A 15,154-nucleotide genomic window follows, 5' to 3' on the forward strand; every position below is an offset into this window, starting at 1 on the left:
CGCGCAGGCGCTCGGCGTCATGGGCGACTGGTGGACGTTCCTCATCGTGCGGGACATCGCCGGGGGGACCACCCGCTTCGACGCGCTCGCGAAGGGGCTGGGCGTGAGCCGGCGGGCCCTCACCGAGCGGCTCGGCGCCCTGGTCGAGCACGGCGTGCTGCGGCGGCGGCCGTACTCGCAGCACCCGCCCCGCCACGACTACGTCCTCACGCCCAAGGGCGAGGGGCTGCTGCCGGTGCTCGTCGCGCTGCAGGACTGGGGCTCGCGGCACGTGATGGGCGACGGCTCGCTGGACGCGATCGGCACCGAGGCCGAGGCGCGGCGGGTCCACGCCCTCGTCGGGCACCCGGTGCCGGGGCTGCACAACAAGAACTGGACGGTGCTGTACTGCTTCCCCGGCGCCTTCGCACCCGGCGCCGGAGGGCACCCGCCCGGCTGGGGCGACATCCCGGGCGCCACGGGGTGCACGCTGGAGTCGCTGACGTACGCCCAACGGGAGCCCGCCTTCCGTGAGCTCGGCGCGGACATCCGCGGGATCAGCACCCAGCGCCCCGACCAGCTGCGGGCCTTCGCCGAGCACGCGCGGCTGCCGTTCCCGCTGCTGTCCGACCAGGACGTCCGGCTCGCGGCCGCGCTGCGCCTGCCCACGTTCCGGGTCGCCGGCGCCGACCGGCTCAAGCGCCTCACGCTGCTGCTCGACCCCGCCGGGGCGGTGCGGGCGGTGCAGTTCCCGATCACCGACCCGGCCGGCTCGGTCGACGCGATGCTCGGCGAAATGCGGTTGCGGGCGGGGGCCGGCGCCGGTAGGAAGGTCGGCGGCGACGCGTGATCGCCGGAAGGGAGGAGCCGGTCATGTCCGCAGTCCGTGCGCCACGCATTGGAGCAGTCACACATGCACGTCACCTTCCGCCCGATCGCCGGGCTTGCTGAACTACCCCTGTTCCTCCGCCTGACCTACGAGCTCGACGACGAGGTGCCGGGCGACCTCGAGCGCGGCAACCGCCGGCCCGAGTGGCTCTGGATCGCCGAGCGCGACGGGGAGGTCCTCGCCCGCGCCGGCTGGTGGGCGCGGCCCGGGGCGACGGAGCCGCAGCTCATGGACTTCTTCGACTTCGCCGACGGCCACGCGGCGACCGGGGAGGCGCTGGTGCGCGCCGCGCTCGAACGGCTCGTGCCGGCCGGGTCGGCCCCGCCCGAGTACATCCGGTTCGTGCCGCCGGACTGGCGTCAGGCGGACGCGGCGGCACGGCCGCGCCTGGCCGCCCTGGAGCGCCTCGGCGCGCGCCTGCTCGTCGAACGGCTCCGGCTCGAGTGGCGGCCCGGCACGCCGGTCGCACCCGACGAAGGCCCCGACGAAGGCCCCGACGAAGGCCGGCTGCGCTTCCGCGGCTTCGCCGGCACCGACGAGGCACTGGACCTGATGACCCGCGCCGTCGCGGGCACCCTCGACGCGCACAGCCGCGCCGACCTCGAGCGGATGAGCCCGCGCGCGGTCGCCGAGGAGCACTTCCACGGCGAGCTCGAACGATATTCGAGCCCGCAGGACTGGTGGCGCGTCGCGACCCGGCCCGACGGCGAGCCCGTCGGGTTCGTCTTCCCGGCGCGCAACGACTACGGGCCGATCATCGCGTACATCGCGGTGCTGCCCGAGCATCGCGGCCACGGCTACATCGACGCGATCCTCGCCGAGGGCACCCGCGTGCTGGCCGCGCACGACATTCCCCGCATCCGGGCCAGCACCGACGTCGGCAACGTGCCGATGGCGCGCGCGTTCGCCCGGGCCGGCTACGTCAACTACCAGAACCAGCTCGACATGACCTGGCGGTAGCGGCTCACGACGGCTGGCAACGCTCGCTACGGCTGATAGGGCGGCGCCTCGCCCCAGCCCCAGCGCGGAACCGGTGCCTCGCGGACCGGTTCCGCGCCCGGCCGGGAGTTGCTCACCGCGAGCCGCGTGCCCCACTCCAGGTAGCCGACGAACGCGGCCCGGAACTCGGGATCGCCGGGCAGCCCCGCCTCGTCGGCGGCGTCCATCATGAGCTCGAGCCAGCGGCGCCGCTGGGCCTCGGTGATGCCGCGGCCCAGATGCTTGCCGAGCATGTGGGGGTAGCCGCCGCGCCGCGCGGTGTACTCGGCCGGCCCGCCGAGCACCTCGCCGAGCCACATCGCCACGAAGTGCGCGTGCCCGGGGTCCATGTGCGCGAACACGGGCGCGAGCGCCGGGTCGGCGAGCACCTTGGCGTAGAACACGTCGGTGAGCCGTTCGAGCGCCGCCTCGCCGCCCGCCCATTCGTAGAGTGTCGGAGTCACACCGCGACGGGATCACGGTTGGGCGGACGGCGACAAGTACGCACTTTTCGGTGCGTGGCGTTCGGGAGGAGCACGGTGAAGCGGTACCACTGCCCGGTCGAACTGGCCGTGGACGTCATCGGCGGCAAGTGGCGCCCGGTGATCCTGGCCCACCTCAAGGAGGGCGTGCACCGCTACGGCGAGCTGCGCCGCCGCATGCCGGGCGTGTCGGAGAAGATGCTGACCCAGTGCCTGCGCGAGCTGGAGGCCGACGGCCTCGTCGCCCGCCGCGACCTGGGCACGAACCCGCCGCACGTGGAGTACGCCCTGACCGGGGAGGGCCGCAGCCTCGCGCCGGTGCTGCAGGCGCTCTACGACTGGGGCACGGCCCGCGCCGCCCGCACCGGCACCCCCGTCGGGTCGGCCGGCGGGGACGCTACGACTGCTGGATCAGGATGTCGGCCAGGTCCGCCAGCGTCGTGATGCGCAGGTCCGCGTCCAGGCCGCGCAGGGCCGCGACCGTGCACCCCGCCGCGTGGCCCGCGTCGATGCCGGGCCGGGAGTCCTCGACCACCAGGCAGGCGGCCGGGTCGACGCCGAGGCGGGCGGCGGCCGCGAGATACGGGTCCGGGTGCGGCTTGCCCCGCGGGGTCTCCTCGACCGTCACGAGCAGCGGCGGCTCGATGCCGACCGCGCCCAGCCGGGCCGAGGCCAGCCGGCGGTCGGCGCTCGTGACCACGGCCCAGGGCAGCTCCAGCTCCTTGAGCGCGACCAGCAGCCGGGCTGTGCCGGGGGTGGGCACGACGTCGTCGAGGTCGGCGTACTGCAGCTCGAGCTGCCGCCGCGACGCCGCCTGCACCTGCTCCTCGGACAGGTCCGGGCGCACCGCGCGGATCGTGGTCGGGGCCGGGGCGCCGTGCATGCGGGGGCGCAGCTGCTCGATCGGCACGCCGGCCTCGTTCGCCCACATGAGCCATGCCCGTTCGACCGCCGCGTCCGAGTCGACGAGGGTGCCGTCCATATCGAGTAGTACCGCCGCGAATCGCATGCCGTCCTCCAAATAAACTCGTAGGTCGAGTATATTCGAGGAATGCCCGCCGCCCTAGACCTGCTGCGGTTCGCCCACGCGAATCCCGGAGTGACCCGGGCCGAGGCGGCCGCCCGGCTCGGCCTCAGCAGCGGCTCGGCCACCGAGATCATGGGGCGCCTGCGCGCGGCCCGGCTGCTCGGCGAGGTCGCCGCGCCCAGCGCCGGGCGCGGCCGGCCCACCACCGTGCTCGTCCCGCACCCCGAGGGGCCGCTCGTCGCCGTGGTCGAGCTCACCCACGCGACCTGGCGGGTCACCACCGCGGCCGTCGGCGGCGCGCTGGCCCCCGCGCCCGTGCACCGCCACGGCGGCGACCCCGCCGCGGTGCTGGGCGAGATCGCGGACGCGGTGCGGGCGCTGCGCACCGAGCGCACCGGGCGCATCGTGGGCGTCGCGGTCTCCGTCCCCGCGACCGTGCGCGGCACGACCGTCGTGCAGGCCGCGACCCTCAACTGGCGCGACGTCGACCTCTCCGGCCTCGGCTGCGGGCTGCCGCTGACCGTCGGCAACGACGCGGCCCTCGCCGGGGTGGCCGAGGCGCTGCGCGGGGCCGCCCGGGGCCACGCGGTCGCCCTCTACCTGACCGTCGAGGTCGGCGTCGGCGGGGTCGTGCTCATCGACGGCGCCCCGGCGCCGGGCGCCGCCGAGTTCGGGCACGTGCCGTTCGGCGATCCGGCGCTGGCCTGCCCGTGCGGGGCGAGCGGGTGCTGGGACGTGACCGTCGACGGCCGGGCGATGGCCCGCGCGCTCGGCCGGCCCGCCCCGGCCGACCCCCGGGCCTTCGCGGGCGAGGTGCTGGCCGCGGCGAGGGCCGGGGACGGTGCCGCCCGGGCCGCCGTGCACGAGGCGGCCGACGCGTTCGGCCGGGGCGTCGGGGCGCTGCTCAACGCGCTGGACCCGGCCGTGGTGACCCTGGGCGGGCTGGGCGCGGACCTGATGGCGTCGGCCGGGGACGTCTTCTCCGCGGCGGTACGGCGAGCCGCGATGGCCTGGCGCCGCGACGCCCTCCCGCCGATCGTCCCGGCCGGGCTGGGCGCCCTCGGACCGTCGATCGGGGCCGCCGAGTCGGCCTTCGCCGGGCTCCTCGAGGACCTCGTCACACGTCGGTGAGGTGCACGTAGGCGACGATCTGCTCCTCGCGGGGCAGGTCCTGCAGGTGCACGGAGACGCCGGTGTGCCCGGCGTTGACCACTTGGTCGTCGCCGATGTAGAGCTCGACGTGGCCGCCGTTGTTGGTGAACACGAGGTCACCGGGGACCAGCTGGTCGCGGGTGGTCCGCTCGCCGACCTTGATCTGGTCGTACGTGACCCGTGGCAGCCGCACGCCGGCCGCCTCCCAGGCCATCATCACGAGGCCCGAGCAGTCGAACGTGTCGGGGCCGGCGGTGGCGAACTTGTAGGGCTTGCCGACCTGGGCCTTGGCGTAGGCGATGGCCGTCGCCGTCTTGCGGGCCCGGATCGCGGCCGCGTCGTCGTGCAGGACGAGCGTCTGGCCGACGCGGATGAGGGTGGACGTGCCGAGGTTGTTCAGGCGCTGCAGGTCCTGCACCGTGGTGCCGTTGCGGTGGGCGAGGCCCCAGAGCGTGTCGCCGGGCCGCACCACGGTCGTCTGGGGCTGCTCGGCCGCGAATGCCTGCTGCGGTACACCCAGCAGCGCGATGGCGAGGACGACCGCTCCGATCCGTCTATGTCGCATGGAGGCAACATAACGAAGAACCCTCTTGTTCGTGGCAAATCGGGCATCTCGGAAGCGGCGATACTGGGCCCATGGAGATCCGCCCGAGCATGACCCGCCTGCTGCACCCGGACGTTCCCGAGCGGCCGGGCGGCACCCCGGTGACGACACCGGTCTATCAGACGAGCACCTATGAGCTACCCCGCGGCCCCGAGGCCGCGCAGATCGCGGAGGCGGTGGCGCCGGTCGGGTACTACACGCGCTACGGCTCCCCGAACGCCGCCGAGGCCGAGGCCATGCTCGCCGACCTCGACGGCGCCGAGCGGGCGCTGCTGCTGGGCAGCGGGATGGCCGCGGTCAGCGCCGCGCTGCTGTCGAACGTGCGGGCCGGCACCCGGGTCGTCGCCCAGACCAACCACTACACGGCGGCGTTGACGCTGCTGCGCGACGTGCTGCCCTCGTTCGGCGCTCACGTCTCACTGGTGCAGCAGGAGAACCTGCCGAGCGCCGTCGACGAGCACACGGACATCGTCTATGCCGAGACCCCGAGCAACCCGGCGATGGTGCTGACGGACCTGGCCGCGGTGCGGGCCGCGGCGCCGGGCGCGCTGTTCGTGGTCGACAACACGTTCTCCTCGCCGTACAATACCCGCCCCCTCGACCTCGGCGTGGACCTCGTGGTGCAGTCGGCGACGAAGTACCTCAACGGCCACAGCGACGTCACCGCCGGCGTGCTCACGGGCCGGGCCGGGCTCATCGAGCGCGCCTGGGAGACCGCGCGCGTGCTCGGCCCGACCTGCCACCCGTTCGAGGCCTGGCTGCTCGCGCGCGGCCTGCGCACGTTCCCGCTGCGGATGGCCCGGCACAACGCCAACGGGCAGGCGGTCGCCGAGGCCCTGGCCGCCCACCCGGCCGTGGCCGCCGTGCACTACCCGGGCCTGCCCAGCCACCCGCAGCACGCGCTCGCGCGGCGGCAGATGAGCGGGTTCGGCGGCATGCTGTCGTTCACGGTCGCCTCGGCCGAGGTCGCGCAGCGTGTTCTGCAGGGAACCCGGCTGGCGCTCAACGCGGTGAGCCTCGGCGGCACCGAGACGCTGATCACGCACCCGGTGAGCCTGCTGTTCACGCACGGCGGCACCGCGGGCGGGATCGATCCGGCGCTGCTGCGGCTGTCGGTCGGCCTGGAGGAGCCGCAGGACATCATCGCCGACCTCACCCAGGCCCTCGACGCGCTCTGATCCGAGCACGGCCGGCGGGCGTCTTGTGCGCGGCTCCACCGCTGCCCGCGGAAGCGCTTGCCGCCGAGGGGGCGGCGGGCGCCTTCTGTGTGGGCGGGCGCCTTCTGTGTGGGCGGGCGCCTTCTGTGTGGGCGGGCGCCTTCTGTGTGGGCGGGCGCCTTCTGTGTGGGCGGGCGCCTTCTGTGTGGGCCGGCGCCGCGAACCGGGCGGCGCCGGGCGCTGTGCGACGCGGTGCGGCGTCAGCCGAGGATCGTGGCGAGGTAGTCGCGCACCGGGGTGGCCGGGCGCCCGATCAGCTCCTCCAGCGCCGGCCCGGTCGCGGCGAACTCGCCCCGGCGGGACGCCTCGAACATGCCCAGGAGCAGGCGGGACTGCTCCGGCGGTACGCCATGGGCGACCAGGCCCGCGGCCCACTCCTCGTCGTCGGCGACCACGCGGCGCACCGTGCGGCCCGTGAGGTCGGTGACGAGCGCGGCGACGGCCTCGAGGTCGAGCGCGACCGGCGCGGTGAGCGGGGGAGTCGGGCCCTCGAAGACCGCGCCGGTCAGGATGGCGGCCGTCGCCTCGGCGAGATCGGCGTGCGCCGTCCACGACACCGGCCCGTCGGCCGGCGCGACGAGCTCGCCGGTCTCCAGCGCGCCGCCGAGCAGCCGCCCGATCGTGCTCGTGTAGAACCCGTTGCGCAGCGACGTCCACGGCGTGCCGGTCGAGGCGAGATGCGCCTCGGTCGCCGCGTGGTCGGGCATCGGCGCGAACCGGGAGTCCGCGGCGGCGCCCTGGTGGCTGGTGTAGAGGATGCGCCCGGCCCCGGCGGCGTGCGCGGCGTCGACCGCGGCCCGGTGCTGGGTCAGGGCGGCCGCGCCGAGCGTGTTCGAGGAGACGATGAGCACCTGCCCGGCGCCCGTGAAGTCCAGCGTCTCCGGCGCGGTGAAGTCGCCCTGCCGCACCTCGACGCCGTCGAGCGCCACCTTCCGTGGGTCGCGCACGCTCACCGCGATCCGCTCGGCCGGCACCCGGCGCAGCAGGTGCCGCACGACCTGGCTCCCGAGCGCGCCGGTGGCCCCCGTGACGATGATCAGATCATTGTTCATGGTTCCAGCATAACGCCGTTAATAACGTTGTTAGCAAGCCCGTGTTATCGTCGTTACATGGATTCGCGGCGGCAGGGCATCGTGGAGGTCGCCGCGCGGCTGCTGCACGAGCGGGGCGCGGCCGCGGTGACCATCCGCGCGGTCGCCCAGGCGGCCGGGATGCAGGCCCCGACCATCTACCGCTTCTTCGAGGACAAGGACGCGCTGCTCGACGCGGTCGCCGAGCACGTCTTCGCCACCTACGTCGCCGGCAAGGCCCAGGCCGCGGGCGACCTCGACCCGGTCGCCGACCTGCGCGCCGGCTGGCACACCCACATCGGCTTCGGCCTGGCCAACGGCGCCCTCTTCGCGCTGCTCAGCGACCCGGCCCGCACCCACCCGTCCCCGGCGGCGGAGGCGGGCGCGGCCGTCCTGCGCGCCCGCGTGCACCGGGTCGCCGCCGCGGGCCGGCTGCGGGTGCCGGAGACGCGGGCCGTGGAGCTGATCCACGCCGCGGGCACCGGCGTGGTGCTCACGCTGCTCGCCACGCCCCCCGAGGACCGCGACCCGTCGCTGGCGGACGAGATGCTCGAGTCGGTGCTCCGCACGATCCTGCACGACGCCGCACCGGTGCCGCGCGACGACGCCATGGCCCTCGCGGTGGCCTTCCGCGCCGTGGCCCCGACCCTGCCCACGCTGACGCCCGGCGAACGGTCCCTGCTGACGGAGTGGCTGAGCCGCTAGGTGCCGACCGCGGCCGCCGCGCGCGGATGCTGCTACCGCGCGGATGCTGCCGCGCGGATGCTGCTGCCGCGCGGATGCTGCTGCCGCGCCGATGCTGGTGCTGCGCCGATGCTGCCGCCGGGCCGATGCTGCCGGCGGGCTAGTGCTGCTCGCGGGCGAGCCGGCGCAAGGCCGCGAGCCGGGTGTCGTCGGCCCGGGACCACTGGGCCAGGTCCTTGAGCCGCTTGGCCAGGGCCGCCTTGTCCCCGATGGTCGCGGCGAGCAGCTCGAGGACCGCGAAGTCGTCGTTGCGCACGGCCGCGGCCACGGTGTCGAGGCTCGTGACCGCGCCCCGGGCGAGCAGGTCCCGCGCCAGGTCCAGGCTCACCGCGGCCGCGCCGAACCGCAGCGCGTTCGTCGCCGGGGCGTCGCGGGCCAGCAGCCACCGGGCCGTGCGCTCGTGGCCGTGCTGCACGGCCACGTCGAGCGGGGTCAGGCCGGAGCCGACGTCCTCGGACAGGTCGCAGCCCAGGCCGGCCAGCCGGTCCAGGAGCGCGAGGTCGTCCCCGGCCGCGGCGTGCTGGAGGGCCAGCCGGCGCAGCCGCGCGTCCGCGTGCACGGTGCCGCGCTCGACCGCGGAGCGCCAGTCGAGCACCGCGCCGCGGACGATCGCGCGGAGCTTGTCGCCGAGGCCGCCGCCGAGCTCGTCGACGGCGTCGCGGAGGCGCTCGCCGCTGTCGCCGTCCGCCCACGGGTCGGTCTCCAGCGCCAGCCGCGCGAACAGGCCGTGGACGTCGTCCGCGACGCGGCCCGCCCGGTCGCCGGGGCGGATCTGCCATGCGGGCGGCAGGCCCTGCTGCCACGCCACGACGCTGCCGCGATCCGGGCCGGCGGTGGTGACGTAGACGCGGTCCAGGTACTCGAAACCGCCGAACGGCAGGTGGGTCAGCCGCTCGACCTCGCCGATCTCGGCCTCGTGGTCGATCCAGCCCCACAGGTCGCGGTACCCGTCGCCCGGGCGGAACAGCTCGTTGCACGAGAACGGCACGTCCACGCCGCCGAGCTCGACCCGCAGGTCGTAGTCGAGCCACCCGCCGAACGACACCCGCCACAGCGCGACCAGGCCCTCCGGCACCGGCCCGGCGCACCGGTCCCGCACGGCCGCGAGCTCGTCGTCGCCGATGGGCGGCCGCGCGTCGAGGATGACCCGCCCGGCGAAGACGGCGATCCCGGCCTCCCGCGCGGCCCGGGACTCGGCGTCACGCAACGGCTCCATGGCCCGAGCCTAAGCCCCGGCGAAGACGGCGATCCCGGCCTCCCTCGCGGCCCGGGACTCGGCGTCACGCAACGGCTCCATGGCCCGAGCCTAAGCCCCGGCGAACGGCGCGGGCCGAGCGGCTGACCGCGGTGGTGCCGAACGCTACTGGGCGGTGGTGCCGAACGCTACTGGGCGGCGAGGACGTCCACGACGAAGCGCAGCGCGCCCGCCGGCTGGCCGCCGGTGGGGTTCTCGCCGTAGGCCAGGGCCGGCGGGATGTCCAGCTGGACCCGCGAGCCGACCTTGATGCCGGCGAGGCCCTGGTCCCAGCCCTTGATGACCTGGCCGCCGCCGAGGCTGAACGTGAACGCCTGCTTGCGGTTCCAGGAGGCGTCGAACTCCTTGCCGTCGGCGTAGGTCACGCCGACGTAGTTCACGGTGACCGACTGGCCCGCCGCGGCGGCCGGGCCCGTGCCCTCGATGACCGTCGTCTTCACGAGGCTGGTCAGCGTGCCGCCGCCGGCCTTCACGTCCGGCTTCTTCGACAGGGCCGGGTCGGCGCCCTCGGGGACCGGCGGGAACGGGGCCTCGGTCGCGGCGGCGGACGGGCTCGCCACCGGGTCCGAGGAGCCGCCGTAGCGGACCACCAGGATCACCAGGGCGGCGATCACGGCGAAGACGGCCACCGCGGCGCCCACGGTGGACAGCACCCGCCGGCGCTGGGCGGCGCGCGCGGCACGGGCCTTGGCGGCCTTGACAGCGGCGCGCTTCTCGGCCTTGGACAGCAGATCCGTTCGCTCGGTCACCGCAACACCGTACGGCACCGCGGCCGAGACCCTCCGTGAGGGGACGGCCACGGTGACGCCCCGGCGCTCACGGCTCCCGCAGTGCCCGCAGCCCGCGCCGGGCGGCGGCCAGCGTCGGGTGGCGCGGGTCCACGACCGGCTCCAGCACGGCGATGGCCCGCTCGTAGTACTCGGGCCGCCTCCGGGACCCGCCGAGCCCGACGAGGGTCGCGGCCAGCTGCGGATGGTCCGGCCCGAGCAGCCGTTCCTTGAGCCGCAGCGCCCGCTCGTAGCCGGCGGCGGCCGCGCCGAGGTCGCCGAGCCGGTGCCGGACGGCGGCGAGATTGTGCGTGACGAAGGCGACCTCGACGGGATCGCGCGTCGCCCGCAGCGCGCGTTCGAGCTGCGCCGCCGCCTCCTCGGTGCGCCCGCACCCGTCGAGCAGCGCCGCCCAGGCGGCCCGGTCGGCGGCCGTGGCCGGGTGGTCGGCCCCGTGCAGCGCGGCCCGGATCCCGACCGCCCGCCGCGCGGCCGGCTCCCCGGTCGCGTGCCGCCCCTGCGCGTGCGCGACCCCGCCGAGGTTGTGCAGCAACGTGGCGAACCGGTCGAGGTCGGGCCGCCGCCGTGCGCGCAGCCCGCGCAGCGCCCGCCGATACCAGGTCTTCGCCTCGCCCGGCCGCCCGGCGAGCTTGTGCAGCACCCCGAGCTCGCCGCGGATGTCGACGGCGGGCAGGCCGTGCCGCCCGTGCCGGCGCTCCGCGTGCGCGAGGGCGAGCCGCAGCAGCCGTTCGGCGGCTCGGTAGTCCCCGCGGTCACGCCGGCGCACGGCGAGCACGAGCATCCGCCGTACGCCGGCGCGCATCGGCTACTCCTCGACGACGGTCTCGTTGTGGTTCGGCGAGATCCGCCAGTCCCAGACCAGGTCGTCCCACGACCCGTTGCCCGGCGCGGCGGGCTGCTCGACGGGCTGCTCGACGACGACCTCGTTGTCGTTGGGCGAGATCACCCACTCCCAGAACCGCTGACCCTGCTGGCGCATCGGCGTCCCTCCGATCTGTCCACGACCTCCGAGTAAGGCCGTGCACCAAGACGGCGTTCCATGCCGTTCCGTCAGCCGGGGGCCGGTCCATCAGCCGGGGGGCGGGGCCGAGCCGATGTACGCCAGGGCGAATCCCGCCGTCGGCACCCCGAACAGCAGCGACAGCAGCGCCAGGCGGAAGATCGACGGGCGCCGGGTCAGGGCGGCGTAGGCGGCCACGAGCACGGGCGCCATCAGCAACTGCGGCACCAGCGTCGTGCGCGGGACCAGCGCGTCCAGCGCCGCGCACACCAGCGAGAAGGCCAGGGCCGCGGCCCACAGCGCGAGGCCGACCGCGAAGACCACGCCGCGGCCGAAGCGCACGGCGAACGTCGTGTAGCCGGCGCTCGCGTCGGCGGCCAGGTCTGTCACCGTGGTCGGGATGTAGAGCGCCGCGGCGAAGAGCAGGCCGATCAGCGCGAACTGCCACGGGAACTGCCACGGCGGGCGGGTGACGGACCAGCCCGCGGCCGGGGACACCACGCCGACGACCAGCGCGTTCACCGCGACGTCCCAGCCCGGGCGGGTCTTGAGGCGCAGGGGCGGCACGCTGTACGCCCACCCGAGCGCGAGCACCCCGGCCACGCCGAGCACGAACAGCGGCCCGACGAACCATGCGGTCACGAGGCTGGCGACCGCGATCAGGACGTACCACCGCCGCAGCCGCCGCGCCGAGAGCCGCCCGGTGACCAGGGGCGCGCCGGCCTTGCGCGGGTTGACGCGGTCGCTGGGCAGATCGTGCAGGTCGTTCTGGGCCAGCACCGCGAACCAGATGAGCGGGCCGAGCACCAGCAGCGCGAGCAGGGCCCGGGGCAGGTCGGCGCGGGCGGGCACCCAGGCGTGCGACGCGAGCACCGTGCCCAGGTAGGCGGGCACCCACGACACCGGCCAGAACCACGGCCGGGACACGGCGACGAGCAGCACCGCGGGACGATCCATGACCCCCGTCATGGCTACTACGATCCTCCATGTGGACTGTGGTGATGCTGTGACGTTCGCCAAAGTGTCACGCGGGATGACGCCCGGATTCGTGCTGCGATGACGATCCCGTACTACGACGCGGCCGCCATCGCCCGGCTCCTGCCGCCCGCCGCCGCCGTCGCGGCCATCGAGGCGGCCCTGCGCGACGGCCTCGACCCGTCGGCCGGGGTGCCCCGCTCCTCGGTGCCGCTGCCCGCGGGGGAGCTGCTGCTCATGCCGGCCGCGTCGGCGACGCACGCGGGCGTGAAGCTGGCCACCGTCGCGCCCGGCAACCCGGGGCGGGGGCTGCCGCGGGTCAACGCGGTGTACGTCCTCTTCGACGGCGAGACGCTGCGCCCCGCGGCCCTGTTCGACGGCGCGGCCCTGACGACCCTGCGCACGCCGGCGGTGTCGGTCGCCGCGGTCCGGCCGTTTCTCAAGGACACGCTCGGCGTCGTCGTCTTCGGCGCCGGGCCGCAGGGCCTCGGCCACCGCGACACCCTCGCCGCCGTGGCCGAGCTGTCCCATGTGGACATCGTGCGGCGCGGGACCGGGGTGCCGGCGTCGATCCGCACCGCCGACGTGGTCGTGTGCGCGACGACCGCCCGCGAGCCGCTGTTCGACTCCGCGCTCCTGCGCGACGACGTGGTGGTGATCGCGATCGGCTCGCACGAGCCCGACGCGCGCGAGGTCGACACGGCCCTGTGCCGCAGCGCCACCGTCATCGTCGAGGACGTCGCCACCGCACTGCGGGAGTGCGGCGACGTCATCCTGGCCGGACTCGCCCCGCACGACCTGCACCGGATCGGCACGGTCGCCACCGCGAGGCGAGTCCTCTTCAAGGGCTCCGGAATGGCGTGGCAGGACCTCGTCGTGGCCGAGGCCGTGCTACGCGCCGACCAGGGTGCGGACCCGCTGCGCGCCGAGTGACAGCAGCAGCGTGGGCAGCCGCGGGCCCGACTCGCGGGAGACCAGCAGGCGGTACAGCAAGGAGAAGAACTCCCGCTGGGCGACCTTGAGCTCCGGGGTCGGCTTGGTGTCCAGGGGCAGGCCGAGGCGGATCTTCGGCACGCCGTACACCAGGCTGGTCAGCCCCTCGAGCGACCACTGGTCCTCGAGGCGCTCGGCCAGCAGGGCGAGCGCGGCGCGCTGCTCGTCGTCGAGGGACGCGAGCAGCTCGGCGTCGGGCTCGGCGCGCACGTGGGTGCGCTGCTCGTCGGCCACGTAGCTGGTGACCCAGCGCACCGCGCAGTCCAGCCGCGGCCGGGCGTCATCGAGCGTGACGATCGGGTTCGCGGGGTCGACGTCGGTGAGGATCCGCAGCATCTGGGCCGGGTCGCCGACGGTGATGTCGGCGACCGAGGCGAGCATGCGGAAGGCGAGCGGGCGCGGCGTCACCGGCAGCGGCCCGGCGGCGGTGCCGACCGCGCGGTGGTAGGCGGCGGCGTCGGCCGGCGCCGCGGTGCCCTCGCCGACCTTGCGCCCGAGCGTGTCCCACTCGTCGTAGATGCGCTGGATCTCGTCGTCGAACGCGACCTTGAACGCCTGGTTGGGGCGGCGGCGGCTGTAGAGCCAGCGCAGCAGCGGCGCCTCCATGATCTGCAGCGCGTCGGCCGGGGTCGGCACCCCGCCCCGGGAGCTGCTCATCTTGGCCTGCCCGGCGATGGCGACGAAGGCGTACATCGGGCCGATCGGGGCCTTGGCGCCGAAGATCTCGGCGACGAGCTGGGTGCCGACGACGTACGACGAGCCGGGGGAGGTGTGGTCGACCCCCGACGGCTCGAAGTGCACGCCCTCGTAGGCCCAGCGCATCGGCCAGTCGACCTTCCACACCAGCTTGCCGTTGTGGTGCTCGCCCAGCAGGATCGTGGCGCCGTGGCCATAGGAGCAGGTGTAGGTCAGCTCGGTGGTCTCGTCGTCGTAGGCGGTGACGGTGGTGGTGTCGCGGTTGCAGACCGAGCAGTAGGGCCGATACGGGTAGTAGCCGGTCGCGCCCTCGCCGTCCTCGTCGTTCTCCTCGGGGGCGATCTTCGTGCGGTACTTGCCGAGCACCGCGTCGATGTGCTGCCGTTCGCGCATCGCGAGCAGGATCTGCTCGACATACGCCCCCGAGCGGTACATCTCCGTCTGGCTGATCCCGCGGTACTGCACCCCGAGCTGCTCCAGCGAGGCCGCCATCGCCGCCTTGAAGTGCTCGCCCCAGCTGGCGTAGGGGCTGCCGGGCGGCGCGGGGACGGCGGTCAGCGGGCGGCCGATGTGCTCGCTCCACGACTCGTCGACGCCCTCGATGCCGGCCGGCACCTTGCGGAAGCGGTCGTAGTCGTCCCACGACAGGATGTGCACCACGTCGTGGCCCCGGCGCCGGATCTCGTCGGCGACCAGGTGCGGGGTCATCACCTCGCGCAGGTTGCCGAGGTGGATCGGGCCGGAGGGGCTCAGGCCGGACGCGCAGACGATGGGCTTGCCGGGCGCGCGGTCCTTCGCGGCCTCGATGACCTCGTCGGCGAAGCGGGCAACCCAGTCGTCAGCGATACTGTGCGTCACCCGACCATCTTGCCCGACCCGGTCGAGCGAATTTTAGTCGACCCCCGACTGCTCGAGCAGCGTTTCGATCCGGGACATCAGCTCGCTGGGCTCGAACGGCTTCACGAGATAGTCGTCGGCGCCGGCGTCGAAGCCGGTGCTCACGTCCAGCCACTGCCCGTGCGAGGTGAGCATGAGCACCGGCATGAGCTCGGTGTCGGCCCGCTCGCGCAGCGCCCGGCAGACCTCGATGCCGTTGATGCCGGGCATGCTCACGTCGAGGATGGCCAGGTCCGGGTGCTCGCGCCGGGCCGTGTCCAGCGCGCTGCCGCCGTCGGCGCAGGCCAGCACGTGGTGGCCGGAGGTGTCGAGCAGGAAGGTGAGCAGATCGCGGATGGCCAGATCGTCCTCGGCAACCAGGACCGTCGACATGACTTTCCTCCCCGAATCGCGCTGACCCCAGTATAC

At 74.8% G+C, this 15,154-nt stretch carries 18 protein-coding genes; 7 read left to right on the forward strand and 11 right to left on the reverse strand.

The features are described 5' to 3' along the window. Positions 1-19 precede the first annotated feature (19 nt). Positions 20-829: a winged helix-turn-helix transcriptional regulator gene (locus AC6JBM_RS08670; RefSeq protein ID WP_497986434.1), complete on the forward strand. Its 810-nt coding sequence runs from the start codon at positions 20-22 to the stop codon at positions 827-829. A 63-nt stretch (positions 830-892) separates the two neighbouring features. Next, positions 893-1,828, forward strand: coding sequence for a GNAT family N-acetyltransferase (locus AC6JBM_RS08675; protein ID WP_497983071.1), 936 nt, complete (start codon positions 893-895; stop codon positions 1,826-1,828). A gap of 26 nt (positions 1,829-1,854) precedes the next feature. Here AC6JBM_RS08675 and AC6JBM_RS08680 read toward each other — a convergent pair whose 3' ends face one another. Continuing rightward, a complete protein-coding gene (locus tag AC6JBM_RS08680; RefSeq protein WP_497983072.1) occupies positions 1,855-2,310 on the reverse strand; it encodes a group II truncated hemoglobin in 456 nt (151 codons plus the stop codon). 54 nt (positions 2,311-2,364) lie between these two features. On the opposite strand from AC6JBM_RS08680, the gene AC6JBM_RS08685 reads away from it, so the two are divergent. Beyond that, on the forward strand, positions 2,365-2,772 hold the full coding sequence (locus AC6JBM_RS08685) for a winged helix-turn-helix transcriptional regulator (RefSeq protein ID WP_497983073.1): 408 nt from the start codon (positions 2,365-2,367) through the stop codon (positions 2,770-2,772). Here the strand turns inward: AC6JBM_RS08685 and AC6JBM_RS08690 are convergent. Further along, positions 2,726-3,337, reverse strand: coding sequence for an HAD family hydrolase (locus AC6JBM_RS08690; protein WP_497983074.1), 612 nt, complete (start codon positions 3,335-3,337; stop codon positions 2,726-2,728). The two genes, AC6JBM_RS08685 and AC6JBM_RS08690, sit on opposite strands and share 47 nt — an antisense overlap. Positions 3,338-3,379: 42 nt before the next feature. On the opposite strand from AC6JBM_RS08690, the gene AC6JBM_RS08695 reads away from it, so the two are divergent. Continuing rightward, complete coding sequence (locus AC6JBM_RS08695; RefSeq protein ID WP_497983075.1) at positions 3,380-4,486, forward strand: ROK family transcriptional regulator; 1,107 nt, start codon at positions 3,380-3,382, stop codon at positions 4,484-4,486. Here AC6JBM_RS08695 and AC6JBM_RS08700 read toward each other — a convergent pair. Next, a complete protein-coding gene (locus AC6JBM_RS08700) occupies positions 4,473-5,072 on the reverse strand; it encodes a C40 family peptidase (protein ID WP_497983076.1) in 600 nt (199 codons plus the stop codon). The two genes, AC6JBM_RS08695 and AC6JBM_RS08700, sit on opposite strands and share 14 nt — an antisense overlap. A 71-nt stretch (positions 5,073-5,143) precedes the next feature. Here AC6JBM_RS08700 and AC6JBM_RS08705 point away from each other — a divergent pair, with 71 nt between their 5' ends. Beyond that, positions 5,144-6,289 carry a trans-sulfuration enzyme family protein gene (locus tag AC6JBM_RS08705; RefSeq protein ID WP_497983077.1) on the forward strand — a complete coding sequence of 382 codons (1,146 nt, stop codon included), beginning with the start codon at positions 5,144-5,146 and terminating at the stop codon, positions 6,287-6,289. A gap of 239 nt (positions 6,290-6,528) precedes the next feature. Here AC6JBM_RS08705 and AC6JBM_RS08710 read toward each other — a convergent pair whose 3' ends face one another. Continuing rightward, entirely contained in the window at positions 6,529-7,380 is an 852-nt protein-coding gene (locus AC6JBM_RS08710) for an NAD(P)H-binding protein (RefSeq protein WP_497983078.1), read from the reverse strand. 57 nt (positions 7,381-7,437) lie between these two features. Here AC6JBM_RS08710 and AC6JBM_RS08715 point away from each other — a divergent pair, with 57 nt between their 5' ends. Then, on the forward strand, positions 7,438-8,103 hold the full coding sequence (locus tag AC6JBM_RS08715) for a TetR/AcrR family transcriptional regulator (RefSeq protein ID WP_497983079.1): 666 nt from the start codon (positions 7,438-7,440) through the stop codon (positions 8,101-8,103). A gap of 139 nt (positions 8,104-8,242) precedes the next feature. On the opposite strand, the gene AC6JBM_RS08720 is transcribed toward AC6JBM_RS08715, so the two are convergent. The 5 genes from AC6JBM_RS08720 to AC6JBM_RS08740 all read right to left on the reverse strand — a co-directional run bounded on the left by AC6JBM_RS08720 (position 8,243) and on the right by AC6JBM_RS08740 (position 12,154). After that, on the reverse strand, positions 8,243-9,358 hold the full coding sequence (locus tag AC6JBM_RS08720) for an ankyrin repeat domain-containing protein (protein WP_497983080.1): 1,116 nt from the start codon (positions 9,356-9,358) through the stop codon (positions 8,243-8,245). 167 nt (positions 9,359-9,525) lie between these two features. Beyond that, the gene (locus AC6JBM_RS08725; RefSeq protein ID WP_497983081.1) at positions 9,526-10,146 is read right to left on the reverse strand and encodes an FKBP-type peptidyl-prolyl cis-trans isomerase; all 621 of its coding nucleotides are present in this window, start codon (positions 10,144-10,146) and stop codon (positions 9,526-9,528) included. A gap of 67 nt (positions 10,147-10,213) precedes the next feature. Further along, positions 10,214-10,987 carry a tetratricopeptide repeat protein gene (locus AC6JBM_RS08730; protein ID WP_497983082.1) on the reverse strand — a complete coding sequence of 258 codons (774 nt, stop codon included), beginning with the start codon at positions 10,985-10,987 and terminating at the stop codon, positions 10,214-10,216. A gap of 3 nt (positions 10,988-10,990) precedes the next feature. Further along, complete coding sequence (locus AC6JBM_RS08735; protein WP_497983083.1) at positions 10,991-11,164, reverse strand: hypothetical protein; 174 nt, start codon at positions 11,162-11,164, stop codon at positions 10,991-10,993. A gap of 90 nt (positions 11,165-11,254) precedes the next feature. After that, on the reverse strand, positions 11,255-12,154 hold the full coding sequence (locus tag AC6JBM_RS08740; protein ID WP_497983084.1) for a UbiA prenyltransferase family protein: 900 nt from the start codon (positions 12,152-12,154) through the stop codon (positions 11,255-11,257). An 87-nt stretch (positions 12,155-12,241) separates the two neighbouring features. Between AC6JBM_RS08740 and AC6JBM_RS08745 the strand changes: the two genes are divergently transcribed. Next, entirely contained in the window at positions 12,242-13,093 is an 852-nt protein-coding gene (locus tag AC6JBM_RS08745; protein WP_497983085.1) for an ornithine cyclodeaminase family protein, read from the forward strand. Here the strand turns inward: AC6JBM_RS08745 and lysS are convergent. Beyond that, positions 13,052-14,707 (reverse strand): lysine--tRNA ligase, encoded by a 1,656-nt coding sequence (gene lysS, locus AC6JBM_RS08750; protein ID WP_497983086.1) that lies wholly within the window; start codon positions 14,705-14,707, stop codon positions 13,052-13,054. The two genes, AC6JBM_RS08745 and lysS, sit on opposite strands and share 42 nt — an antisense overlap. A gap of 33 nt (positions 14,708-14,740) precedes the next feature. Next, positions 14,741-15,118, reverse strand: a complete 378-nt coding sequence (locus AC6JBM_RS08755; protein WP_350622534.1) for a response regulator transcription factor — start codon at positions 15,116-15,118, stop codon at positions 14,741-14,743. Positions 15,119-15,154: the final 36 nt, after the last annotated feature.

It is taken from the genome of Dactylosporangium thailandense, assembly GCF_059739745.1.